A 21,447-nucleotide genomic window follows, 5' to 3' on the forward strand; every position below is an offset into this window, starting at 1 on the left:
ACGGCCTCTTTTGCAGTGCGGTTTGCAGTGAGCTTTCAAGTTCCTGGGAAAACGCAGGAGCCGGATATCACATGAGAACGTAAGGCGCTAAGGTGCTGTCAACAAGGCCTTAACGCGAGCGCCAGAGGACCATGAAGCAGCGATGAATCAGCGATTTGATACCATTCTAAAATCCGGCACCGTGGTCAATCAGGACGGTGAGGGCATCTGCGACATCGGCATCTCCAATGGCCGGATCGCCGCGATCGGGGGGCTCGGACAGGCCTCCGCCGGCGAGACCATTGATTGCAAAGGCCTGCACATCCTGCCCGGCGTGATGGACACGCAGGTGCATTTCCGCGAGCCGGGGCTGACGCACAAGGAAGATCTCGAGACCGGTTCGCGCAGCGCCGTGATGGGCGGCGTCACCGCGGTGTTCGAGATGCCGAACACCAATCCGCTCACGGTCACCGAGGAGACGTTCGCCGCCAAGATCAACGCCGGCCATCATCGCATGCATTGCGATTTTGCCTTCTTCATCGGCGGCACCCGCGAGAACGTGAACCATCTGCCGGAGCTGGAACGCGCGCCGGGTTGCGCCGGCGTAAAGGTGTTCATCGGCTCTTCCACCGGCGCGTTGTTGGTCGAGGACGACGAAAGCCTGCGGCGCATCTTCCAGGTAATCCGCCGCCGCGCCGCCTTTCACGCCGAGGACGAATATCGCCTCAATGACCGCAAGTCGCTCCGCATCGAGGGCGACCCGCGCTCGCATCCGGTATGGCGCGACGAGACTGCAGCGCTGATGGCAACCCAGCGGCTGGTCAATCTTGCGCGCGAGACCGGCAAGCGCATCCACGTGCTGCACATCTCGACCAAGCAGGAGATCGAATATCTGCGGGACCACAAGGATGTCGCGTCCTGCGAGGCGACGCCGCATCATCTCACCATGGCCGCACCGGAATGCTACGAACGGCTCGGCACGCTTGCGCAGATGAACCCACCGGTGCGCTCGGCCGATCACCGTGAGGGAATCTGGTATGGCATCGAGCAGGGTATCATCGACGTGCTCGGCTCCGACCACGCGCCGCATACGCTGGAGGAAAAGGCGAAGACCTATCCGGCTTCACCCTCCGGCATGACCGGCGTGCAGACGCTGGTGCCCTTGATGCTCGATCACGTCAATGCGGGCCGGCTGTCGCTACAGCGTTTCGTCGATCTCACCAGCGCAGGTCCCGCGCGGCTGTACAACATCGCCTGCAAGGGCCGCATTGCGGCGGGCTACGACGCCGACTTCACCGTCGTCGATCTCAAGCGCTCTGGAGACCATCACCAATAAGTGGGTGGCCTCGCGCGCCGGGTGGACGCCCTATGACGGCGTCCGCGTCACCGGCTGGCCGGTCGGCACCTTCGTGCGCGGCAGGCGCGTGATGTGGCAGGGCGAGGTAACGACGCCGTCCACCGGCGAGCCGGTGCGGTTCCTGGAGACGTTGAAGGCTTAAGGCAGAATCTCTCCCCGTCATTGCGAGCGCAGCGAAGCAATCCATCGCGCGGCATAACGGATGGATGGATTGCTTCGTCGCTGCGCTCCTCGCAATGACGATGCAGCTGCTATTGCTTCGCCAGCGACAGCGAAAACTCGCCATTGCGCACGCGGGCCGAAAGACCTTCCGCGAATTTCGCCACCGCGTCCTCGCCATAGGTCGAGACCAGTTCGGCGAGTGCCGTGAACAGGCTCGCCTGCGCCAGGCAGTCGCCGTCGACGCCATCATGCCGGGCTTCGGCCCAGGCCTCGCTCAGATAGCTAAGGGCAGCCTGCTTCTGTTCGAGATCCGGAAGCGGGTCGTGGGCGGTCGAGAAGGAGACTGGGCGGCTCATGAAGCTCAACGAAATCTGCGCGCGAACCAGGGCGGATCGCATCCTAACGCGACAAGCTGTAGCACGCGGTGCGGGCCCGCCTAGGCTACATCTTTAGGAAAGGTTAACAGCGCTGCTCGAATTTCAGGCGGCGGTTCCATGAGGTTCCCACCGTCAAGAAATGCAGCCGAGGATCGCTCCGGGCGTGGCGCAGACATGGTGGGCGCCGGCCTCGATCAGCTCGGCCCGGCTGCCGTAGCCGTACAACACGCCGATGCCCTTCATGCCGTTGTTTTTTGCGCCGACCATGTCGTGGCTGCGGTCGCCGATCATCAGGGTTTTGGATGGATCGACGGCGACTTCCTTCAGCGCGTATTCCAGCAGATGCGACTTGTCGGCGCGGGTGCCGTCGAGCTCGGCGCCGAACACGCGCTCGAAGTGCTTGCGCAAGCCGAAATGGTCGATGATGCGCTCGGCGAATACGTGCGCCTTGCTGGTAGCGACGAACAGCCGGTGGCCGGACGCGCGCAGTGCCGTCAGCACTTCGTCGATGCCGTCGTACACGCCGTTTTCATAGAGGCCGATGTCGGAAAATCGCTCCCGGTAGAGCGTGACCGCGCGGTCCGCGGCGTGATCGCCGAGCAACTTCACAAAGCTTGAGCGCAGCGGCGGGCCGATGCACCAGGTCAGTTCGTCCGCGGTCGGGATGGTGGGATGATCGAGCCTTTGCAGCGCATATTGGATCGAGCGGGTGATGCCGGGCTTGGGGTCCGTCAGCGTTCCGTCGAGATCGAAATAGATCGCGTCCATCATAGCGTCTTCGAGCGAAGTGGGGACCGGTTCGCGGTGAGAAAATGCGTCAACAACAACCCTCAGTTCGCATAGCGCGCCGTGAGGTCGCGCGAGATTTTGGAGCCTTCCTCGATATACCTGCGGATCGCGACCGAGGCTGCCGGCGTGCAGGTCCGGTAGGTCTGCTGAAAGCCATTATAGCCGCGGTTGAAGCCCGCGATCATGCGGGCGCGGCGGTCGCCGGAGGGGTTTCGGCGTCGATCAGTGCCTGCATTTCGTTCCGCCATTTCGCCCCTTCATTGGCGCCGCAAATGCCCCGGAGGTAATGCAGGGTGCCGAGAATCTCGGCCAGCCGCTGCAGGTCGCCGTCGAACGGCGCAGCCGCGTCCTGGGCGCGTGCGGGGGCTACGTGGCATGCCGAAACGAGGATGAGGGCGGCGAGGGCGTGCTTGAACATTTGAGGGCCGATATGCCCCCTCAATACGCCCGAGGCAAGGCGTGAGGCGCCGGTAGGGACGGCCTAGACCAGCTTCCGGGCGGCCTCGATGACCTCCTGGAGGCCGCCGGTCATCTTGAGATCGCCGAGCCCATCCGGCGCCAGCCATTTGAAATCGTCGTGCTCGTCGTTCAGGACCGGCTCCCTGGCCGTCCAGCGCGCCGCGAATGACATGATCACATAGTGCCCGCCGCCGCTCGCCCCAGGCAACACCTCGCGCCAGCCGGCCAGGCCCAGAATCTCGATTCGCAAGCCGGTTTCCTCGTCCACCTCGCGGTGGAGCGCGGTGTGCAGGGATTCGCCGAATTCGACCCGGCCGCCGGGGAGCGAGTAAAGCCCTTGCCCGGCGAGCGGGCACGGCGGACCAAGAGGACCTTGCCGTCGCGGAAGATCGCGCCGCTGACGGCAAGCTGGGGGCGCTCCGGCTGAATGGGGGAGGTCAAAGCGGTGATCCGGTAAGCAGGGAACTCGCTGCGCAAACGATCATGCCCGATCGGGCCGCGCAGGTCTAATGTGGTGGGCCGGGGACGGGGCGGCTAGTTCGACATCGCCGCTTCGAAGTCGGCCTCGGCATTGCCGTTGATGACGCCGCCGGCCAACGCCACCAGCGGCTTGACCCAGGCGGTGGCCTGCTCGGCCAGCGTGGCGCGGGTTTTGTCCTGCTGGGCCTCGCGCATCGCCTTGCCCACCGCGGTCAGGATCGAGGTCATGGTCGCCGTGAGCTTGTCGAAATCGGCACGGACCTTGGGGTCGGCGCATTCATAGGCCTCGATCGCGAGATCGCGGGCCTTGAAGTTGGAGGCCCAGAAATGCTCGGCGTAGGACAGCGGCGTCCAGGTAAGAAAATCCTCCGCGCATTCCGGCATGTCCGGAACCATTTCGAGCAGCATGATGGCTTCGTTGAAATGATTCAGATAGTCGGTGGCGAGCCCGGTGCGGGGATTGATGTTGGCGGCGCGCAATTGCTCCGCGCGGGCTTCGTCTATCCGGCCCGTCGGTGGCGGCATCGGCGGATCGGATCGCACTTCTGTGGCGGCCATGGAGGTCATCCATCGCACTGTTAACATCTGGGGTTAACACCCATTAAACGGAAGCTTATGTTGGTCAGATAATGTGCGGACGCTTCGTCATCACCTCGCCGCCGGAGGCGCTCCGGCAAATCTTCGGCTATATCGAGCAGCCCAATTTCCCGCCGCGGTACAATATCGCGCCGACTCAACCGGTTCCGGTGGTGATTCTGGAAAATGGCGGGCGCCATTTCCGGCTGATGCGCTGGGGCCTGGTGCCGGCTTGGGTGAAAGATCCCCGTAAATTTACGCTCCTGATCAACGCGCGCTCGGAGACGGTGCTCGACAAGCCCGCGTTCAAGAACGCCATCAAGCGGCGCCGCTGTCTGATTCCGGCGGACGGCTACTACGAATGGCAGGACGCTGGCGGCCGCAAGCGGCCGTTCTTCGTCCATCGTCGCGACGGCCGTCCCGTTGGCTTTGCTGCGCTCGCGGAGACCTGGATGGGGCCGAATGGCGAGGAGACTGATGGCGTCGCCATCGTCACCGCGCCCGCGAGCCGCGATCTCGCCACGCTGCATCACCGCGTGCCCGTGACGATCGCGCCCGACGAGTTCGAGCGCTGGCTCGACGGCCGCATCCACGACGCCGAGGATGTCATGCCGCTGCTGCGCGGGCCTGTTGAGGGCGAGTTCGCCTGGCACGAGATTTCCACGCGCGTCAATCGCGTGGTCAATGACGACGCGCAATTGCTGCTGCCGATCACGGACGAGCAGCGCGCAGCGGAGGAGCCGAAGCCTGCGAAGCGCGCCGCGCCGCTGAAGGTCGCAGCCGAGCCGGAGGATGACGGGCAGGGCTCGTTGTTTTGAAGCCAATCGTTGTCGTCGCTGCGAACGCAGGGACCTATAACCACTGATCTTGATGTTGAACAACACTGGGAGCCACGTTCGCATATCCACAACTAACATTTGGGGTTATGGGTCCCTGCGTTCGCAGGGACGACGAATCGATAGAGTCATTCACCGAAAAATATTCAGCGCGGCGTATTGCAACAGCATGATGGTCTTGGCGTCGACGATGCGGCCGTCCGATATCATTGCGAGTGCCTGGTCGATCGGCAATTCCAGCACCTCGATGTCCTCGCCTTCGTCGGCCAATCCGCCGCCGTCGCCGACCCGCATCGCAGCTTCGTATTCGGCGACGAAGAAGTGCAGTTTCTCGGTAACCGAGCCCGGGCTCATGAAGGCCTCGAAGACCTTGCGCACATCGTGCAGTCGATAGCCGATTTCCTCTTCCGCCTCCGCACGAATCCGATTTTCGGGGTCTCGTCGTCGAGCATGCCGGCGGCGGCCTCGATCATGAGATCGTCGTGACCGGCACGATAGGGCGGCAGGCGGAACTGCCGCGTCAGCACGACGGCGCGGCTTGCGACATTGTACGCCAACAGCGTGGCGGCGTGGCCGCGGTCGAAAACTTCCCGCTTCATCGTCTGCCATTCGCCGTTGCTGCGTCGATAGTCGAACTCGACTTCCTCCAAGCGATAGTGCCGGTCGGAGAGCACGTTGACGTTCTTGACGCGGACACGATCTGCGAGGCTCATGGCAATCCTTTAGCTCACCGCGGCGGCTCGCGGCCGTCGAGCCATTTGGCGAAGAACAGGATCTGTTGTTCGCCGAAACCGATCGACTGGTAGAACGCGGCGACATCAGAATTTTCCGGCCGCACCAGCAATTGCAGTTTCGGAATGCCGGCTGCGCGCAGCCAGTCCTCGGCCGCGTTCATGATGGCGCGACCATAGCCTTGCGCGCGGCGATCGGGATCGGTGGCGACGTAATAGACCCAGCCGCGATGGCCGTCATGGCCGACCATCGCGGTCGCCACGATCGCGTCACCGTCGCGGCCGATCAGCACCGTGGAGTGCGGTCCACGGCGAGCGAGCGCAATATCGCTGGCGGGATCGTTCCAGGGCCGCGTCAGGCCGCAGGCCTGCCACAGCGCGATCACGGCCGCGACGTCGGCATCGGCGATATCGGTGATGGCGAGCGCAGGCACGGGCTTCGTCGCTGATACGGTCACAGCACCTTGCCCGGATTCATGATGCCGAGCGGGTCGAGCATCGCCTTGATGCCGCGCATCAGTTCGATGGCGACCTTGTCCTTGACGTCGGGCAGTTCGTCGCGCTTGAGCACGCCGATGCCATGCTCGGCGGAAATCGATCCGCCCATCCGAAGCACGATTTCGAACACCACCTCGTTGACCTCGTGCCAGCGCGACATGAAATCGGCGGTGTCGCCGCCGGTCGGCTGGCTGACATTGTAGTGGATGTTACCGTCGCCGAGATGGCCGAACGGCACCGGCCGCGAGCCCGGAATGAGCTTCACCACCGCCGCATTGGCCTCCTCGATGAAGGCGGGCACGGCCGCGACCGGCACCGAGATGTCGTGCTTGATCGAGCCGCCTTCCGGCTTCTGCGCGGCCGACATTTCGTCGCGCAGCTTCCAGAAACCGGCACGCTGGGAGAGATTGGCCGCGATCACGGCATCGTCGACGATGCCTTCCTCCATGCCCTTGGCGAGGATCGCTTCCAGCGCGTCACGCGCGTCGTCGCGCGAGGAAGACAATTCCATCAGCACGTACCAGGGGTGCTTGGTCGAGAGCGGATCGCGGATGTCGATGCCGTGACGCAGGCTGAAATCGACGGCGATGTCGGCCAGCAATTCGAAGCTGGTCAGGCTGCCGGCGGCCTCATTCTGCGCGATCGACAACAGCTTCAATGCCTGCGCCGGCGATTGGAGGCCGACATAGGCGGTCTCCACCGCGTGCGGCTTCGGAAACAGTTTTAACGTCGCCGCGGTGATGATGCCGAGCGTGCCCTCGGCGCCGATGAAGAGGTTGCGCAAATCGTAGCCGGTGTTGTCCTTTTTCAGCTTGGACAATCCGTTCAGGATCCGGCCGTCGGCGAGGACGACTTCCAGCCCGAGCGCCATCTCGCGCGCCACGCCATACGCCAGCGCCGCCGTGCCGCCGGCATTGGTGGAGAGATTTCCGCCGATGGTGCAGCTTCCTTCCGCACCGAGCGAGAGCGGGAACAGGCGATCGACTTCGGCCGCGCGAGCTTGCGCGATCTGCAGCACCACGCCGGCCTCGCACGTCATGGTGTTGGAGGCGGGATCGATCTCGCGAATCTTGTCCAGCCGCCGCAGCGAGACGACGACCTCGCCATGATGCGGGGTCTGCCCGCCGACCAGCCCGGTATTGCCGCCCTGCGGCACCAGCGCGATTTTGTGTTCGCTGGCGAGCTTGCAGATCGCGGACACTTCTGCCGTCGAGCCCGGCCGCAGCACCAGCGGCGAGCGGCCGTGGAACAGGTCGCGTTCCTCGGTGACGTAGGGCGCAATATCGGCGGCATCGGTCACCGCATATTTGTCGCCGACGATGCCGCGAAATTTTGCGATCAGCTCGGCGGGAAGCGGCGGCACGGAACCCTGAACGATATTCATTTTCTTCTCTTTCATTCCCGCCCCACCGCTGCGCGGCGCAGCCGGTCGTTGATGGCTTCGCCCAATCCTTCGTCGGGGATTGGCATCACCGCGATGGTGCGCGCGCCTTTGCTGTCGAGCGCGCGAAGATGGCCGAATAAATTGGCGGCGGCCTCGTCGAGATCGCCACGCTCCGACAGATTCATCACGCTCGAGGCGGCGTCAATTCCCGAAATTGCTCCGAGGCCGAACGCGAGCAATGCTTCGCCCGGCTCGAGCGCGACCGCATTGAGCCGCACGCGCGCGCGGGGAGCGTAGTGCGAGGCCAGCATGCCCGGCGCCAGCGGCTGGCCACTTTCGCTCTCAGTGTCCGCCAGCGGCTGCACCAGCGCGCGGCCCAGCACGCGCTCGATCTCGGCGCGGGGCAGGCCGCCGGGGCGCAGCAGCATCGGCGCGTCAAGGCAGCCGACGATGGTCGATTCGACGCCGACCTCGACCGCGCCGCCATCGACGATCAGGTCGATCCGGCCCGCGAGGTCGCTCTGCACATGAAGGGCCGTGGTAGGCGAGACGTGGCCCGAGATGTTCGCGGATGGCGCCACAACCGGGCCGCCGAACTCGCGCAGGATGTCGCGCGCGATCCTGTGTGCCGGAATGCGGACCGCGATGGTATCGAGGCCGGCCGTGGCGAGATCGGCGACTGCGCAACCTTCCGTCTTCGGCAGCACCAGCGTCAGCGGGCCGGGCCAGAACGCTTCGGCCAGCGCCGTCGCAGCCGCATCAAACCGGGCGATCTGCCGCGCGGCCGCGACATCGCCGACATGGGCGATCAGCGGATTGAAGGCGGGCCGGCCCTTGGCCTGGTAGAGGCGGGCGATCGCGGCCGGATTGGTGGCATCGGCGCCGAGGCCGTAGACCGTCTCGGTCGGGAACGCCACCAGCCCGCCTTCCGAAAGGGCACGCGCGGCAGCCGCCACGGCGGCCTCGCCGGCGGGCAAAATCTGGGTTTTCAGGCCAACATTCACTGTGATTAATTTCCTTAATTCGGCTGCTTGCGGTCGCCGAAACCCAAGGCTATAAGCCGCGTTCCAAGTCGGAGTGTGGCTCAGCCCGGTAGAGCACTGCGTTCGGGACGCAGGGGTCGCAGGTTCGAATCCTGCCACTCCGACCATGATTTTCTTACGCTTTTCGTCTTCTTTCACGATAGGCGGCCAAGTCAACCCCGCGATCAACCCCAGATACGACGTTCTTGCTTGGTTTCGTCGTGATGGCGGCGGCCGCCTCGCGCAAGAACTCCGGGTGATGGTGGCCATAGGTATCAAGCAACACCTCGACCGACATCCCCAGAAAACCCGCCGCTTTCCACGGATCTGCGCCACGCTGCATCAGCCAGGTCGCGGCCGTGTGCCTCAAGGTATGCGGAGTGACCTTGCCAGCCTCCGTGGATAGCTTGGCGAGTCCAACGGCGCTTCGGAATCCCGATTTCACGGATTTGACCGCCGCGCCGTTGAACTCGACAAAGTGCGAGTCGATGGCGCCCGTCCTGACCCACCGGCGCATATGGGCGAGCAATCGGTCGGGAATTGGTGCTGGCGGTTGCCGCTTTTTGGTCGGACGCCGTCCCTGGGCGAGTCGATAAAAGATGCCGTTTTCAAGATCGACATACGATCGGCCCGTGTCACGGTAGGGCGACGCTGACGCGATGGCGCCGGCCCGGGTGCCGGTATAGAGGCCGATCAGAATAAAGCGCGCGATATGGCGAAGCGGGCGCTTGCCGGTTTCAATCTTTTGATTCTTGAGAGGTCCGCGATGCCGTGTCTGGACTTCGCGGTACCGCCAGCACGCCCATAACAATGCTGCGGCTTCGCTGCGACTCAGCCATCGATCACGACCTGATCCTTTTGCAGGAAGCGCGACGCGAACCAGCCCGCGGTGCAGACCTTCCCGCGCATGGTGATTGATTGCTGCACGCAGATCTTCCAGATCGCGACGGGCCCCTCCGGGCCGACCGCGGGCTTTCACATACTGCCCGCAAGTCTGCGCATTCACCTCAGCCAGCATCTTGCCGCCGAAGAAATCGTTCAGACGACCGATCCGGTCGCCGAACTCGGTTACTTCAGCCTGCGGGGAGCCTCGTTCTATGTAAATCGCCTCGCGATGGGCGTGATAGATTGCAAGCACATCGGCGACATCGATGTCTTCAATGTCGCGAACGCGACGCGGGGGACGGTACTTCGAAGTGATATACCTTACGAGGGCGTCTTCGGCGGCCTTCGGCGGCTTTCGCTCAGCCTCGCTCGCAAAGACTCCTGTGGCAACCTCGCGGTCTCCATCGCGGATGGTCCAGACGGCGTTGGCGATGAGACGTCCGTTTCTTCTCTTGGCCTTGCGTTTGTAGAGTCTCGGGCCTTTGCTGATACGCGGCATAGCTCCCTCATGCGATCGATATGTGCCAGCGTCGTAAAATCCTTACCGGCGATGCGCTCGATGATGAGGCGACCGCGCAAAGCTTCCTTGCGAAGCCCAGAACTCGTCATCGACCCATCGGGAAATGCCAGCGAAGCTGCGGTGGACAGTCGAATTGGATCGTTGGGAGCAATTTCGCTTCGACGGTTTGTTGGTGCGCCCATGGTCGCAGACTCGCTGGATTTCGTCGACGTTGCGCAGCCAGTTGCGCATCCCAGCGATGTTGCCTGTCCTCGCGACCAAAGAAAACGACGCTCTCGGTGCAGATTGAGTAACCCTCGTCGCACGCCAGCGTAGTCTTGCGAGCCCGCTCGCAGAGAAATCTGAGTCAGCAAAGCGTGGCGAAGTAGAATTGCTTGCGTGTTTCGCAGACACTCTCAACATTGGATCTCCCGATCGCCTCGTCATAGCTTGTACGGTGCGCGGACGCCGGGATCGCCATCCGGGAAATCCTTGAGGTTGCGTGTGACGAGCAACATGGCATGCACCTGCGCTGTCGCCCAGATCACCGCATCTGGTAACTTGATCCGATGGCTTCGACGAAGACTAACGGCGCGTTCCGCGACCCGTTCGTCGACTGCGACGACATCGAAGCCGCTCAGGAACTTGCGCGTCGCGGCTTCAAGATCGTGATCGGCGCCAACCATGACCTCCATCCACGTAATGATACTGACTGCTTTTTCGGTGTAGCGCTGAAGTTCTGTGCGGGCTTCGGGAACAGCATTGAGGTAGTCGACCAGAATATTGGTGTCGAACAGTGCCTTCACCATTCGCGACGCACTTTCTCCTGATAGGCCAAGCCGTCCACCTTGCGTTTACCCCAGAGGCCAAACGCATCACCTTCTTGCTTGCTATGCCGCTTCGCGAGGTAGTCGTCGATCGCCTGACGAATAAGCGCCGCGCGCGACCGCTTGTCCTTCTTCGACAGTTCGTCCAGCGCTTGGATTTGGCCATCGGCGAGATCAACCAGCGTTCTCATGGTTAGGGCTCCTGATATATGATATCGATATTACATATCAACCGCCGAAAATGCCAACCCAATCGCGCTATCTGCGAAGGGCGATGACTCATCTGGGCGACGGCTCTACCGACAATGTTCGGCCTCATAACCTGAAGGTCATAGGTTTAAATCCCATCCCCGCAACCAATCAACAAGCCTTTGAAAATGCGTAGTTTTCGAGGGCTTTTGGTTGCGCGGATTCTAGTCCGAAATTTCCGTCGTGGAAGGGTCGTGGAAGCGGCAGGAGGAAAGTTGCGGCGTGAAATCGGCGCGGGCGCAGGGGGCGCGATGACTCAATTGTGATCGCAGTCGATGGCGAGCGTCGCAACGTCAGATCACGGTTGGCGTGGCCGTTCACGATCTTTGCTGCGCCGGCTACGTTGCCTTACCGATAAACTACGTAGCAGAACGGGTAGCTCGAAGACTCTCGTGGAGTAACCAATTCCGCGTCGATGCCTTCGGCGTAATTTGAATGACTGTGAGCTTCGTTGACGTGTCGAGCCGTCGCATTCGTAGCTGCACGCGCAGGCCATTTTCATATTTCACATCGGATTTCTTGTCCCGCGTCATGCAATTGGAAACTGTGAAGTACACGCCGCTTCTCCCCTCGCGCTCGAGCATCGCTATGGATGCCGCATCATTAGCAGCACCAAGGCTGGGCGAGCTTTCAAGATCCATGGGAACGAAGGCGGAACATTGTGCTATCGTCTCAGCACGCGAGTCGCGAACGGGTTTGGGAATCGTCCGAACATTGAGGGTCGCGCTCTATCCGGCCACATCGGAATCCGAAAAGATCTCGTTTAACCAGCTCAACCGGAAGACCGGCCACCGCATCAAATACGCCAAGGTGGACGCCGACACCGGTGAGGAGGTCGCCAACGAGGACATCGTCAAGGGCTACAAGGTCGACACCGACACCTTCATCGAGGTGACCAAGGAGGAGCTCGAGAACGTCGCGCTGGAATCGACCAGGACCATCGAGATCGACGAGTTCGTCGACCGAAGCGAGATCGACCCGAGGTATCTGATCCGTCCCTACTACCTGGTGCCGGACGGAAAGGTCGGCCATGACGCCTTCGCCGTCATCCGCGAGACCATCCGGGAGATGAACAAGGTTGCGATCGGGCGCGTCGTGCTGACCAATCGGGAGCACATCATCGCGCTCGATCCGCTCGACAAGGGGCTGATGGGAACGCTGCTGCGCTATCCGTACGAAGTGCGTTCTGCGGACGAGTATTTTGACGACATCAGGATGTCAAAGTCACCAAGGACATGCTCGATCTCGCCAGGCACATCGTCAATCAGAAGGCGGGCCACTTTGACCCGGACAAGTTCGAAGACCAGTACGAAACCGCCCTTATCGATCTCATCAACCAGAAGCACGCTGGCAAGCCAATCACATCGAAGGAGCGACCGCGCGGCGAGAACGTGGTGGACCTGATGGACGCGCTGCGCAAGAGCATCGGCGGCGCTGCGGCCGAGACCTCGGTCCCGAAGAAGCCGGCGAAGAAGCCACGGAAGGCTTCCGCCGGGCAGAAGGAGATGCTGATGCCGATCGCCGGCAAGAAGCAGGCGAAGGAGACGGCGAAGAAGCCGGCGGCGAGGCCGCAGCGCAAGTCGGCCTGAAACCAAGCCACGGATGTTCGCGCTCACCTTCCTCGGGACATCGGCGAGCGTTCCGTCGGCCGAACGCAACCACCCCGCACTTCTCATCGAGGTAGGGAATCATCGCATCCTGGTGGATTGCGGGGAGGGCACCCAGCGTCAGTTGCTGCGCAGCGGCGCCGGCTTCCGAAGGCTCGACCGGATTCTGCTAACCCACGGCCACTTCGATCACGTGCTCGGTATTCCCGGGCTTTTCTCAACTCTGCGGCTTCGACGAACCAACGACCTGATGACGGTTCAAGGCAGCCCGAGCACCCTCGAGGTTGTCGTACGCATGCTCGCGGGGCTGTGGGGCGAGGGACGAGCGCCTATTCCGCTTGAGCTCGTCCCGCTGGCGACCGGCCGGGTCCTCGACGCCGGCAACTTCACCATCAGTTGCTTTCCGGTCCGACATCGCGACACTGACAGCTTCGGCTTCTCCTTCGAAAGCCGGGCCCGCCGTCATCTTCGGCCGGAACGCCTCGCCGCCCTCGGAGTGCCGGACGGCCCGGTGCGCAGGGAGCTGGCAGAAGGGAGATCGGTAACGGTCGCGGACGGTAGAACGATCGATCCCGAAGACGTCCTTGGGCCGCCGGAGCGACCCAGGAAACTTGTTATCGTGGGCGATGCGGAAACGACAGACGGGTTGGCCGAACACGTCCGCGACGCCGATGTGCTGGTGATCGAGGCCACGTTTCTGGACCACGACGCTGCCATCGCGCGGGACTATGGACATCTCACTGCGGCGGAAGCCGCCGCCCTCGCGGCGACGAGCGGAGTCAAGCTGCTCGTCCTGACCCACATTTCTGGTCGCTATAAGGATGAGGAAATATTAGCCGAGGCAAGGAAGGCGTTTCCGAATAGTCGGATTGCAACGGATCTTGACCGCATCACGACCTAGCCGACCGCGCAGGAGAATACGCACATGGCGAGGAAGCTGAAGACGTACCAAACTTCGCTCGGTTTTTTCGATCTGGCGGTTGCGGCACCATCAATGAAGGCGGCTCTGGAGGCTTGGGGCGCCGATAGCAACCTCTTCCACCAGGGTGCGGCGATACAAAGCGAGGATCCCGACGTTATCGAGGTGACCATGGCGGCGCCGGGCGTCGTTCTGAAGCGACCCGTCGGCTCTAGCGGGCCATTCAAGGAGCACGCCGAGCTGCCTACCGACCTCGCCGGCGACCGTTCGAAGAAGGCAGGCCGCAAGTCTGCAGGCCGCCAACCGCAGAAGCCTTCAAAGCGCAGCCACGACGAGGCGGCCGACCGGAAGGCCGCACTCGCTTTCGAGAAGGAGCAAGAGCGCCGCGAGCGCGAACGCGCCAAGGAAGAGGCCGCCCGACAGAAGGAGCGCCAGCGACGTCAGCACGCCGTCGACAAGGCGCAAGGTGCATTCGATACGGCCCGTCGGAAGCACGAAAACATCGCTGCGGATATTCAACAACAGCTTGAGGCTCTCGAAGAGAAGGCGCGGGCCGAAGAAGCGCGTTGGAGAAAGGAAAAGGTCCGCTTGGAAGCTTCGTTGCAACGTGCGCGAGGTTAGGGGTCTCGAAGAGAACGCTAAGGACTAAACATTTCGACTCTCAGCGCTAAAGCCTGCTTTGCCGCTGAACTAGCTAGGCAGTCAGGCGCTACGCTTGAGCTTGCCGGTCTTCAACAGGCCCTCGAGTTCCTTGAGGGCCTGTTCCTCGGAGATTCCGTCTACCAGCGCGATTTCTCCGCAGAGACGATCGAGCGCCGACACGTACAACTGCCGTTCGCTGAAACTCTGGCCGGAGTCGCCCGGTCGGAAAAGATCGCGAGCGACCTCCGCGACCGCGACGATATCTCCGGATTTGATTTTGCCTTCGTATTCCTGAGCAAGCCGGGACCAGTTGCCGCGGCCTTTCCGGGGAGTTTCGCTCAGAATCTGTTTCACTCCTTGGACCGAGGAAAGATCCGATGGCTTGCGCATTCCGACGTTCGCGGCTTTCCGGACGGGAACGCGGACGGTCATTTTGCTCTTTGTGAAAAAGATCACGAAGAACTCCAGGCTCGCTCCTGCAACGGTCTGCTCTTCAATAGACAGAATCTGTCCAACGCCGTGCGCCGGATAGATGACGAAGTCCGTCGCCTTGAATTCAAACCGAATCTTCCCGTTTTCGCGCGCACTGCGAGGCGCCGAGGCGGCGTCCGGCGCCTCCAGGTAACGACCGGATTCCGCATTCTGATCGTCCAAGCTCATGTCGCGGTTCGACTCCTTCGGGTGTTGTACCGACTCATCGCCAATCACGCGGCAAATTACCTGAGCGTTCTAGTCCCTGCGGCGCGCTTGGCGCCATCTTCGCTGCTACAATATCTTTAAGCGCGAGAAGCCAGCATCGCCACATAATGATAGCACGCATCGGATTCCCATCGAGTCGTGTGGCTTCTCGGCAACTTGTTCCGTACGGAGAGAAGAGGCTTTGGCGGGCTCTCGGGTGCGCCGTGGAAGTTCTTCGAGATCACGGCCGACGTAATGGTGAGCAGCACGGAGAATTACGGGATTCTCCGCGGCGCGATCCTAGTTGCGGCTGAACTTTCTGATTTCTTCCCGAAGGCCCTCGCATCTTCGATCACGACCGTCGCGTTCCGATCGGATGCAAGCGTCCCAACGAAGCCAAGCAGCAATGTCCGAACCGCGTCAAAAAGCACACGTTAGGCAGCGAACGTTCGACGTGTGCTCTTCCCTGTGAAGTCACCGCCATTAAACTTAACCAGCAATCTTAATCAGCGGTTTTTCTTGCCGGGCACTGTAGCCGCGCTACCGTCGTCTCATCGGTCACGGAGGTGATCTATGAGCGATAAGACAAAGGCCGAGCTGCTCGAGATGCTGGCCGAGGCGGTCCGCAATACGCAACCCCAGCCGGTCGGTAACACGCAACCCGAGCCTGTCCACGACCCGCAACCCGAGCGGAAACGTAAGATGCAATCCCGCAAAACGCGGCCAGCGTCGCAGCGCACGGCCAAAATCAAAAACGTTCGGGCATCTGCTAGCCGCAAGCAGCGGCGTCGATAATGCAGCCGAGGATTCCATGATCGATAAAATGAGGAAAGACCCCGCGCAACGACCGGCGGAAAAAGCTTTTCTACAGGCACATAGGCGAAGGGCGGTAACTGAATACGAAAAAGGCGCAGGAGGCCTTCCAAAAGAACTACGAACGATTGCGGGCTGAGCGACTAGCTAGGGAAGCGGCGAAGCCCGAGGAGAAATAGCACCGTTGTTCCGTGGGTTGCATGAAAGCGCTGGACGGCACTCTATATTGACGCGCCCTAGACTGCTCGTGACCGCAGAGCACCCATACCCGCGTAGTTTCTCGCGCAGGCCAACCAATTGCTAGCGCGGCTCGAAAAGACATCGACGCTAGCGCGCAAATGCACGTCGTGGCGGCGTCAATTGCGGTGTCGCTCAAAAGGATCGCCGATCATTTTGAAAACGAGCGCACCGGCGGGGTTCCGTTGAAACGGCGGTGACTCTGGTCGTCACCAGAACTTCCACCACGGTCCCTTCTGCAGCGCGCTCGTATCCACCTGGAAACCGTCGAAGATGCACGAGCTCTCATGCGCTGCGATCATCGCGACGTCGACCAGTTCAAGAAAAGCCTCTTTGCTCAGGTGGACAGGAGGAGAGATGATGTGTACCGAGAGCCGCCCGAGAGGATTGTCACCGTTCGCGATCTCGTGTTCCCAGCGCGGGAAGGCAGCTACAAGAGCGGTCACATGCGCGTCGCTTTTAGCGAAGAAATAGCATTCGATGCGCCCCAGTGTGCCGTCTCTCACGCCTTGTTCTTTCAGCGTTGACCACAAAGCCGCGGTAAGCGCACGTTGGCTCTCTAGTTCGCGCGGATCGACGCTTTCAATTCCTCGTAACTCCGTCATTCAACTACTACCATTAGGGAAGGTTTACCAACCGAGTGCCGGGGTGCGGCGCGATACGAACACGGATTGCCGTTGAATTTTGTTGAGTATCTGCCAGACGTGCAAATATAGTAATCTGGAGTTTTTTGAAGTTATCCGCAGCGGGGCAACCGACATTTATGCCTTCGCCGAGAAGGTGACTAGACGAAGGCGACTCCCAGCGTAGCGTCGGCCGTGGAGTTTAGTGACCTCTAGCCCGTCTGCCGACCTCACCTTTTCGAACCATCATTGTAGGCAAGCGCCATGTGACGGGCGCAGTGTCCGAAGTGGGTCATTTCGCGTTGGTTTGGCCGGAACACGGCGACTTCCGGTCTACCCCGGATAGTGTTGCAAAAGTCGAAAGTTGCACGGCTCAAGATTTTTCGCGAAAGCACTAAGCAGCGAGCAATCGCTGATTCGTATGATCTCAATCGCGTTACCGAAGTCGCCTGTGAATTCTACGTGAGGCCGTGAGGTCCCCTCACATTTTGTATACGAAAGTCGCGCCCACGGCCCGCAGAATTTTGGTCATCGGCGAAAATCGACTTTTGCAACACAATCCCCCGGTGAACGGACATTCTCGGGATAGGCGGGCATGTCTCAACGGTGCTAACAACGGAAGTAGCCCTCTCACTTGATCACCCCGTCGGCGAGCGCGAGATGCGTCGGTGGGATCGTGACGGTGAGCGTCGTTCTCCGGGAGTCCTCACGGGCTCGCTCCGAGGTTGATCCGCGGGTTCCAACGCTTCACGGGCCAAAAAGGCGTGTCTCGCCCCATGGGGTGGGGTAAACTGGCTTTCTCATTCTGGTGCGACGGTCTGATCCGCGAGCGGCTCGACCGACGGCGCACGGCTAACGGAGCGGCCGACGTGGCGGCGGCTATAGCCAGTGGATGAGTGCGGCCAAATGTGCGGTGAATGGCATGGATATCTCTGCCTGGCTGCGCGGCCTCGGCCTGGAACGCTACGAAGAGGCATTCCGGGAAAACGCGATCGATGAGGCAATCCTGCCCAAGCTCACCGCCGAGGACCTCAGAGACCTCGGCGTGGCTGCGGTCGGCCATCGCCGTATTCTCCTCGATGCGATCGCCGCCTTGCGAGCCGAAACTTTTCGCGACACGACCAAACATTCGGTCGAGCCCGATCGCTCCGCCGGCAAGGCTCCCGAAGCCGAACGCCGCCAGCTAACGGTCATGTTCGTCGACCTCATCGGTTCCACGGCATTGTCGGCGCGGCTCGATCCGGAAGAACTGCGCGACATCATCGGCTCCTATCACCGTCGTTGCGCCGAGGTAATCACCAGGTCCGGCGGCTTTGTTGCCAAGTATCTTGGTGACGGCGTGCTGGCTTATTTCGGTTACCCGCAGGCACATGAGGAGGATGCCGAACAAGCGGTGCGCGCGGGCCTTGCCTTGATCGAGGCCGTGACGAGCCTCGATGCGGGCCAGGGGACCTCGTTGCGGGTGCGTGTCGGTATCGCCACTGGTCTCGTAGTCGTCGGTGATCTGCTCGGTGAGGGCGCCGCCCAGGAACAGGCGGTCATTGGTGAAACCCCTAATCTTGCGGCACGGCTACAGGGGCTTGCCGAACCGAACTCGGTTGTCATCGCAGACAACACGCGCCGTCTGCTTGGCGGCCTGTTTGATTATTGCGATCTGGGCACATTGCCGATCGCGGGAATTCACTATCCGGTGCGTGTCTGGCGGGTCGTGGGCGCGAGCCTGGTCGGTAGTCGGTTCGAGGCCCTACGCGCCGCCAGCACGCCGTTGATCGGTCGCGAGGAAGAGATCGCATTGTTGACGCGCCGCTGGGAGCGGGCCAAGGCCGGCGACGGTTCCGTCGTCCTGATCGTGGGTGAGCCGGGCATCGGCAAGTCGCGCATCGCACAAGCCTTACTGGAGCAGTTGAGCGAGGAGCCGCACACGCGGTTGCGTTATTTCTGCTCGCCACATCATCAGAACAGTGCGCTTTATCCCAGCATCACCCAGCTTGAGCAGGCGGCCGGATTTCGACGCGAGGATACGGCCGAGACCCGCTTGAATAAGCTTATTGCGGTGCTGGCTCTGGCCAACCAGGAGCTGAGCGAAGCCGTCCCGCTCTTGGCGGACTTGCTGTCGATACCGACCGGCGACCGCTACCCGCCGCTCAATTTCACGCCGCAGAAGCGCAAAGAGAAAACGCTTCAGGTGCAACTTGCGCAGGTCGAAGGACTCGCGGCGCAGCAGCCGCTGCTGATGCTATGGGAAGACATCCACTGGAGCGACCCCACCACGCTGGAGTCGCTGGATCTGCTGATCGACCCGCGCCGCGACGCTGCGGATCCTGATAATTCTCACGTTTCGACCGGAGTTCACGCCCCCCTGGGTCGGCCGTCCGCATGTGACTTTGCTCAGTCTCAGCCGCTTGCCACCCCGGCACCGCGCCGAAATGATCGCGAACGTAGCCGGGGGCAAGACATTGCCCACGGAGATTGCGGATCAGATCATTGATCGGACAGATGGCGTGCCATTATTCATTGAGGAGCTCGTCGAGAGCGGATGGGTGATCGATGCTGGCGACCATTACTCCGTGACCGGGCCGCTGGTTCCTTTGGCGATCCCAACAACGCTCCAGGCCTCGCTTCTGGCCCGGCTCGACCGATTGGCACCAACTCGAGAAGTGGTGCAGATCGCAGCGACGCTGGGGCGTCAGTTTTCCCATGAGCTGATCAGTGCCGTCGCCGACATGTCGCAATCGCAGTTGGAGGGCGGTTTGGAGCAGCTCATACGGGCCGAGCTGGTGTTCCGGCGCGGGACGCCGCCTGATGCCACCTACACCTTTAAGCACGTTTTGGTGCAGGACGCCGCCTACAGCACGTTGCTGCGCCCGCGCCGGCAGCAATTGCATGCCCGTATTGCCAGCGCGCTGGAGCGCCAGTTTCCGGAGATTGCAGCGGCTCAACCTGAGCTTATGGCGCAGCATTGTGCCATGGCTGGCCTCGTTGAACAGGCAATCGAGTATTGGGACAAGGCTGGGCGCTTGGCCGTCCAACGTTCGACGATGGCCGAGGCCGCTGCGCATTTTGGCAAGGCGCTCGAGTTGCTTGCTGGCCTGCCGAAAAGTTCGCAGCGACGGTCCAGCGAACTTTCTCTTCAGCTCGCGCTTGCCGGGGCCCTAGTGGCGGCCAAGGGATGGGCATCGCCTCAGGCCGGTGAAGCGTATGCCCGTGCCCGCGAGCTGTGCTGTGAGGCCCCGGAGGGAGCCCACCTTGCGATAGCCCTGAGCGGAGCCTGGTCGTTCTTGCACAATCGCGCGGAGATCCGTGCCGCTTATCAGCTGGCGGACGAACTAGCGGTGCTTGCCGAACGCCGAAATGACAGCGACACCAAGCTGATGACGCACCGGAACTTGGGCATCAGTCATCTGTTTCGCGCCGACTTCAGTCGTGCGCTCCACCATCTGAGGCAGGCGCTCACCTTCTATGATCAGGCTGAGCACCGACCTCCGAGGCTGACACCCAGCGACATCTGCGTTACCTGCGAGAGCTTCGTCGCCTGGTCACTTCTGCTGCTAGGACAAGCGGATCAGGCGCTGGCGCAAAGCCGACGCGCGCTGGCTTGGGCGCGCGAGCTGTCGCAGCCTTATACATTGGCGTTCGCTCTGCACGTCAACTGTGTCTTTCACCAACTTCGCGGCGACGGAGCGATCCTTGAGGAACGAGCCGAGGAGCTGGTGGCGCTCGCCACCGACCATGGGTTTCCCCACTTCGTGGGATCGGGGACCTGTTTTGGAGGATGGGCCAGACTCTCGGTGGGAGGATCTATCGAGGAGGCCATTAGCAGGATGCGGTGGGGTCTGGCGACGAAGCGGGCGACGGGTGCCGAGATCAAGGTGCCCTATTATCTTGGTCTTCTGGCGGAAGCGCACAGGCGAGCGAACCGATCCGCTGAAGCGATCAGCGTGTTAAATGAAGCCCTGGAGGTGGTCGAGCGAACCGACGAGCGGTGGTACGAGGCGGAGCTGTATCGGCTGATGGCCGAGGCGCTGATCACCAAGTCGGATCGATGCGATGCCGAGCGCTGGCTGCGCCGCGCACTTCGAACAGCGCAGAAACAGGGGGCGAGGCTTTGGGAAGTGCGCGCCGCCACCAGCCTAGCCCGCCTCTGGCGCGATCAAGGCAAGCGCACCGACGCCCGAGACCTGCTCGCACCGGTCTATAGCTCCTTCACTGAAGGCTTCGATACGCGCGACCTCAAAGAAGCCGCCGCGCTACTTGCCGAGTTGGCCTAGCAAGGCACTGTTAGCCTACGGATCGGACGCTTGCTGGTGGTGAGATGTCCGCAAGGCCCAAACCTGTCACCGTCATCGCAGGATACGTATGCTGCATCTACCAGCTGATGTGACCCGTCCCATGGCCGAACGATGTAGTGGCGTGCCCAAGAGATTCGGACTCTGATCCCCGGATTCGTAGGCTGGTGTCCCGTCGGGGTTCGGACCGTATTGGTCTGCGACTTCTGCTCCCGGTCAAACTGAGAAGTCCTGACGTGCAGCCGGGAGTCGGCTTTGCTTTCGATTGTGTTGAAAAACTCGAAAATAGCGGGGCTCCGAAAATCTCGCAAATGTAGCGCATTGGCGATTTCAGCCGCTGCAAGGCTCTGTAGAATCGATACGAGCGCCAGCGATCGTTTTTGCGATAATTGATGTGGTCCCTCACTTCGCAGCGAGAGAGACGCACCAGCGGTCCTGAGAATTTTCAGTCATCAGCGAAAAAGGACTTTTTCAACACAATCGGCACTTTTCGAACCTGAGAGGCCAGACTGATGATGTCCGTTCTTGAAAG

16 protein-coding genes, 1 tRNA gene and 5 pseudogenes are annotated in these 21,447 nt (G+C 61.7%); 8 read left to right on the forward strand and 14 right to left on the reverse strand.

What is annotated here, in order from left to right:
• Nucleotides 1-142 precede the first annotated feature (142 nt).
• Nucleotides 143-1,478 (forward strand): annotated as a pseudogene (locus ACFXS9_RS41880) (dihydroorotase).
• 109 nt (nucleotides 1,479-1,587) lie between these two features.
• Here ACFXS9_RS41880 and ACFXS9_RS41885 read toward each other — a convergent pair.
• The 5 genes and pseudogenes from ACFXS9_RS41885 to ACFXS9_RS41905 form a co-directional block, all read right to left on the reverse strand.
• A complete protein-coding gene (locus ACFXS9_RS41885; protein ID WP_392699364.1) occupies nucleotides 1,588-1,854 on the reverse strand; it encodes a hypothetical protein in 267 nt (88 codons plus the stop codon).
• A gap of 153 nt (nucleotides 1,855-2,007) precedes the next feature.
• A complete protein-coding gene (locus tag ACFXS9_RS41890) occupies nucleotides 2,008-2,643 on the reverse strand; it encodes an HAD family hydrolase (RefSeq protein ID WP_392700300.1) in 636 nt (211 codons plus the stop codon).
• A 62-nt stretch (nucleotides 2,644-2,705) separates the two neighbouring features.
• A pseudogene (locus ACFXS9_RS41895) lies at nucleotides 2,706-3,082 on the reverse strand (TIGR02301 family protein).
• A gap of 63 nt (nucleotides 3,083-3,145) precedes the next feature.
• Nucleotides 3,146-3,564 (reverse strand): annotated as a pseudogene (locus tag ACFXS9_RS41900) (NUDIX hydrolase).
• A 93-nt stretch (nucleotides 3,565-3,657) separates the two neighbouring features.
• Nucleotides 3,658-4,170 carry a hypothetical protein gene (locus tag ACFXS9_RS41905; RefSeq protein ID WP_392699366.1) on the reverse strand — a complete coding sequence of 171 codons (513 nt, stop codon included), beginning with the start codon at nucleotides 4,168-4,170 and terminating at the stop codon, nucleotides 3,658-3,660.
• Between the two features lie 62 nt (nucleotides 4,171-4,232).
• On the opposite strand from ACFXS9_RS41905, the gene ACFXS9_RS41910 reads away from it, so the two are divergent.
• Nucleotides 4,233-4,997, forward strand: a complete 765-nt coding sequence (locus ACFXS9_RS41910) for an SOS response-associated peptidase (RefSeq protein ID WP_392699368.1) — start codon at nucleotides 4,233-4,235, stop codon at nucleotides 4,995-4,997.
• 150 nt (nucleotides 4,998-5,147) lie between these two features.
• On the opposite strand, the pseudogene ACFXS9_RS41915 reads toward ACFXS9_RS41910, so the two are convergent.
• From ACFXS9_RS41915 to ACFXS9_RS41930, 4 genes and pseudogenes are all read right to left on the reverse strand, one after another.
• Nucleotides 5,148-5,728, reverse strand: a pseudogene (locus tag ACFXS9_RS41915) (GDP-mannose pyrophosphatase).
• 14 nt (nucleotides 5,729-5,742) lie between these two features.
• Complete coding sequence (locus ACFXS9_RS41920; protein WP_392700302.1) at nucleotides 5,743-6,180, reverse strand: GNAT family acetyltransferase; 438 nt, start codon at nucleotides 6,178-6,180, stop codon at nucleotides 5,743-5,745.
• Nucleotides 6,181-6,200: 20 nt separating this feature from the next.
• On the reverse strand, nucleotides 6,201-7,628 hold the full coding sequence (locus tag ACFXS9_RS41925) for an FAD-binding oxidoreductase (protein WP_392699370.1): 1,428 nt from the start codon (nucleotides 7,626-7,628) through the stop codon (nucleotides 6,201-6,203).
• 11 nt (nucleotides 7,629-7,639) lie between these two features.
• Nucleotides 7,640-8,632: an L-threonylcarbamoyladenylate synthase gene (locus tag ACFXS9_RS41930; protein WP_392699372.1), complete on the reverse strand. Its 993-nt coding sequence runs from the start codon at nucleotides 8,630-8,632 to the stop codon at nucleotides 7,640-7,642.
• A 69-nt stretch (nucleotides 8,633-8,701) separates the two neighbouring features.
• Between ACFXS9_RS41930 and ACFXS9_RS41935 the strand changes: the two genes are divergently transcribed.
• Nucleotides 8,702-8,778, forward strand: a tRNA-Pro gene (locus ACFXS9_RS41935).
• 8 nt (nucleotides 8,779-8,786) lie between these two features.
• Here the strand turns inward: ACFXS9_RS41935 and ACFXS9_RS41940 are convergent.
• From ACFXS9_RS41940 to ACFXS9_RS41950, 3 genes are all read right to left on the reverse strand, one after another.
• Nucleotides 8,787-10,034 carry a site-specific integrase gene (locus tag ACFXS9_RS41940; protein WP_392699374.1) on the reverse strand — a complete coding sequence of 416 codons (1,248 nt, stop codon included), beginning with the start codon at nucleotides 10,032-10,034 and terminating at the stop codon, nucleotides 8,787-8,789.
• A gap of 443 nt (nucleotides 10,035-10,477) precedes the next feature.
• Complete coding sequence (locus tag ACFXS9_RS41945; protein ID WP_392699376.1) at nucleotides 10,478-10,843, reverse strand: type II toxin-antitoxin system VapC family toxin; 366 nt, start codon at nucleotides 10,841-10,843, stop codon at nucleotides 10,478-10,480.
• Nucleotides 10,837-11,052 (reverse strand): ribbon-helix-helix protein, CopG family, encoded by a 216-nt coding sequence (locus tag ACFXS9_RS41950; RefSeq protein ID WP_392699378.1) that lies wholly within the window; start codon nucleotides 11,050-11,052, stop codon nucleotides 10,837-10,839. The genes ACFXS9_RS41945 and ACFXS9_RS41950 overlap by 7 nt, the downstream gene beginning before the upstream one ends.
• Before the next feature lie 724 nt (nucleotides 11,053-11,776).
• On the opposite strand from ACFXS9_RS41950, the pseudogene ACFXS9_RS41955 reads away from it, so the two are divergent.
• The 3 genes and pseudogenes from ACFXS9_RS41955 to ACFXS9_RS41965 all read left to right on the forward strand — a co-directional run bounded on the left by ACFXS9_RS41955 (nucleotide 11,777) and on the right by ACFXS9_RS41965 (nucleotide 14,257).
• A pseudogene (locus tag ACFXS9_RS41955) lies at nucleotides 11,777-12,699 on the forward strand (Ku protein).
• A 13-nt stretch (nucleotides 12,700-12,712) separates the two neighbouring features.
• On the forward strand, nucleotides 12,713-13,618 hold the full coding sequence (gene rnz / locus ACFXS9_RS41960) for a ribonuclease Z (protein WP_392699379.1): 906 nt from the start codon (nucleotides 12,713-12,715) through the stop codon (nucleotides 13,616-13,618).
• A gap of 189 nt (nucleotides 13,619-13,807) precedes the next feature.
• Nucleotides 13,808-14,257 (forward strand): cell envelope biogenesis protein TolA, encoded by a 450-nt coding sequence (locus ACFXS9_RS41965; protein WP_392699381.1) that lies wholly within the window; start codon nucleotides 13,808-13,810, stop codon nucleotides 14,255-14,257.
• A gap of 81 nt (nucleotides 14,258-14,338) precedes the next feature.
• On the opposite strand, the gene ACFXS9_RS41970 is transcribed toward ACFXS9_RS41965, so the two are convergent.
• Complete coding sequence (locus ACFXS9_RS41970; RefSeq protein WP_392699383.1) at nucleotides 14,339-14,938, reverse strand: CarD family transcriptional regulator; 600 nt, start codon at nucleotides 14,936-14,938, stop codon at nucleotides 14,339-14,341.
• Between the two features lie 1,277 nt (nucleotides 14,939-16,215).
• Nucleotides 16,216-16,611, reverse strand: a complete 396-nt coding sequence (locus ACFXS9_RS41975; protein ID WP_392699385.1) for a hypothetical protein — start codon at nucleotides 16,609-16,611, stop codon at nucleotides 16,216-16,218.
• Nucleotides 16,612-17,551: 940 nt separating this feature from the next.
• Here ACFXS9_RS41975 and ACFXS9_RS41980 point away from each other — a divergent pair.
• A complete protein-coding gene (locus tag ACFXS9_RS41980) occupies nucleotides 17,552-19,117 on the forward strand; it encodes an adenylate/guanylate cyclase domain-containing protein (protein WP_392699387.1) in 1,566 nt (521 codons plus the stop codon).
• Entirely contained in the window at nucleotides 19,056-20,897 is a 1,842-nt protein-coding gene (locus ACFXS9_RS41985; protein ID WP_392699389.1) for an ATP-binding protein, read from the forward strand. Before ACFXS9_RS41980 ends, ACFXS9_RS41985 begins: the two co-directional genes overlap by 62 nt.
• The last annotated feature ends 550 nt before the right edge of the window (nucleotides 20,898-21,447 follow it).

This window comes from Bradyrhizobium sp. RDI18 (genome assembly GCF_043203335.1).
In the GTDB taxonomy this organism is placed as follows: domain Bacteria; phylum Pseudomonadota; class Alphaproteobacteria; order Rhizobiales; family Xanthobacteraceae; genus Bradyrhizobium; species Bradyrhizobium retamae.

Coding starts and splice junctions, on each gene's coding strand:
- ACFXS9_RS41885 (WP_392699364.1), bottom strand. CDS start 1,854: ATGAGCCGCCCAGTCTCCTTCTCGACCGCCCACGACCCGCTTCCGGAT.
- ACFXS9_RS41890 (WP_392700300.1), bottom strand. CDS start 2,643: ATGGACGCGATCTATTTCGATCTCGACGGAACGCTGACGGACCCCAAG.
- ACFXS9_RS41905 (WP_392699366.1), bottom strand. CDS start 4,170: ATGACCTCCATGGCCGCCACAGAAGTGCGATCCGATCCGCCGATGCCG.
- ACFXS9_RS41910 (WP_392699368.1), top strand. CDS start 4,233: ATGTGCGGACGCTTCGTCATCACCTCGCCGCCGGAGGCGCTCCGGCAA.
- ACFXS9_RS41925 (WP_392699370.1), bottom strand. CDS start 7,628: ATGAATATCGTTCAGGGTTCCGTGCCGCCGCTTCCCGCCGAGCTGATC.
- ACFXS9_RS41940 (WP_392699374.1), bottom strand. CDS start 10,034: ATGCCGCGTATCAGCAAAGGCCCGAGACTCTACAAACGCAAGGCCAAG.
- ACFXS9_RS41945 (WP_392699376.1), bottom strand. CDS start 10,843: ATGGTGAAGGCACTGTTCGACACCAATATTCTGGTCGACTACCTCAAT.
- ACFXS9_RS41950 (WP_392699378.1), bottom strand. CDS start 11,052: ATGAGAACGCTGGTTGATCTCGCCGATGGCCAAATCCAAGCGCTGGAC.
- rnz (WP_392699379.1), top strand. CDS start 12,713: ATGTTCGCGCTCACCTTCCTCGGGACATCGGCGAGCGTTCCGTCGGCC.
- ACFXS9_RS41965 (WP_392699381.1), top strand. CDS start 13,808: ATGGCGGCGCCGGGCGTCGTTCTGAAGCGACCCGTCGGCTCTAGCGGG.
- ACFXS9_RS41970 (WP_392699383.1), bottom strand. CDS start 14,938: ATGAGCTTGGACGATCAGAATGCGGAATCCGGTCGTTACCTGGAGGCG.
- ACFXS9_RS41975 (WP_392699385.1), bottom strand. CDS start 16,611: ATGACGGAGTTACGAGGAATTGAAAGCGTCGATCCGCGCGAACTAGAG.
- ACFXS9_RS41980 (WP_392699387.1), top strand. CDS start 17,552: ATGGATATCTCTGCCTGGCTGCGCGGCCTCGGCCTGGAACGCTACGAA.
- ACFXS9_RS41985 (WP_392699389.1), top strand. CDS start 19,056: ATGATCGCGAACGTAGCCGGGGGCAAGACATTGCCCACGGAGATTGCG.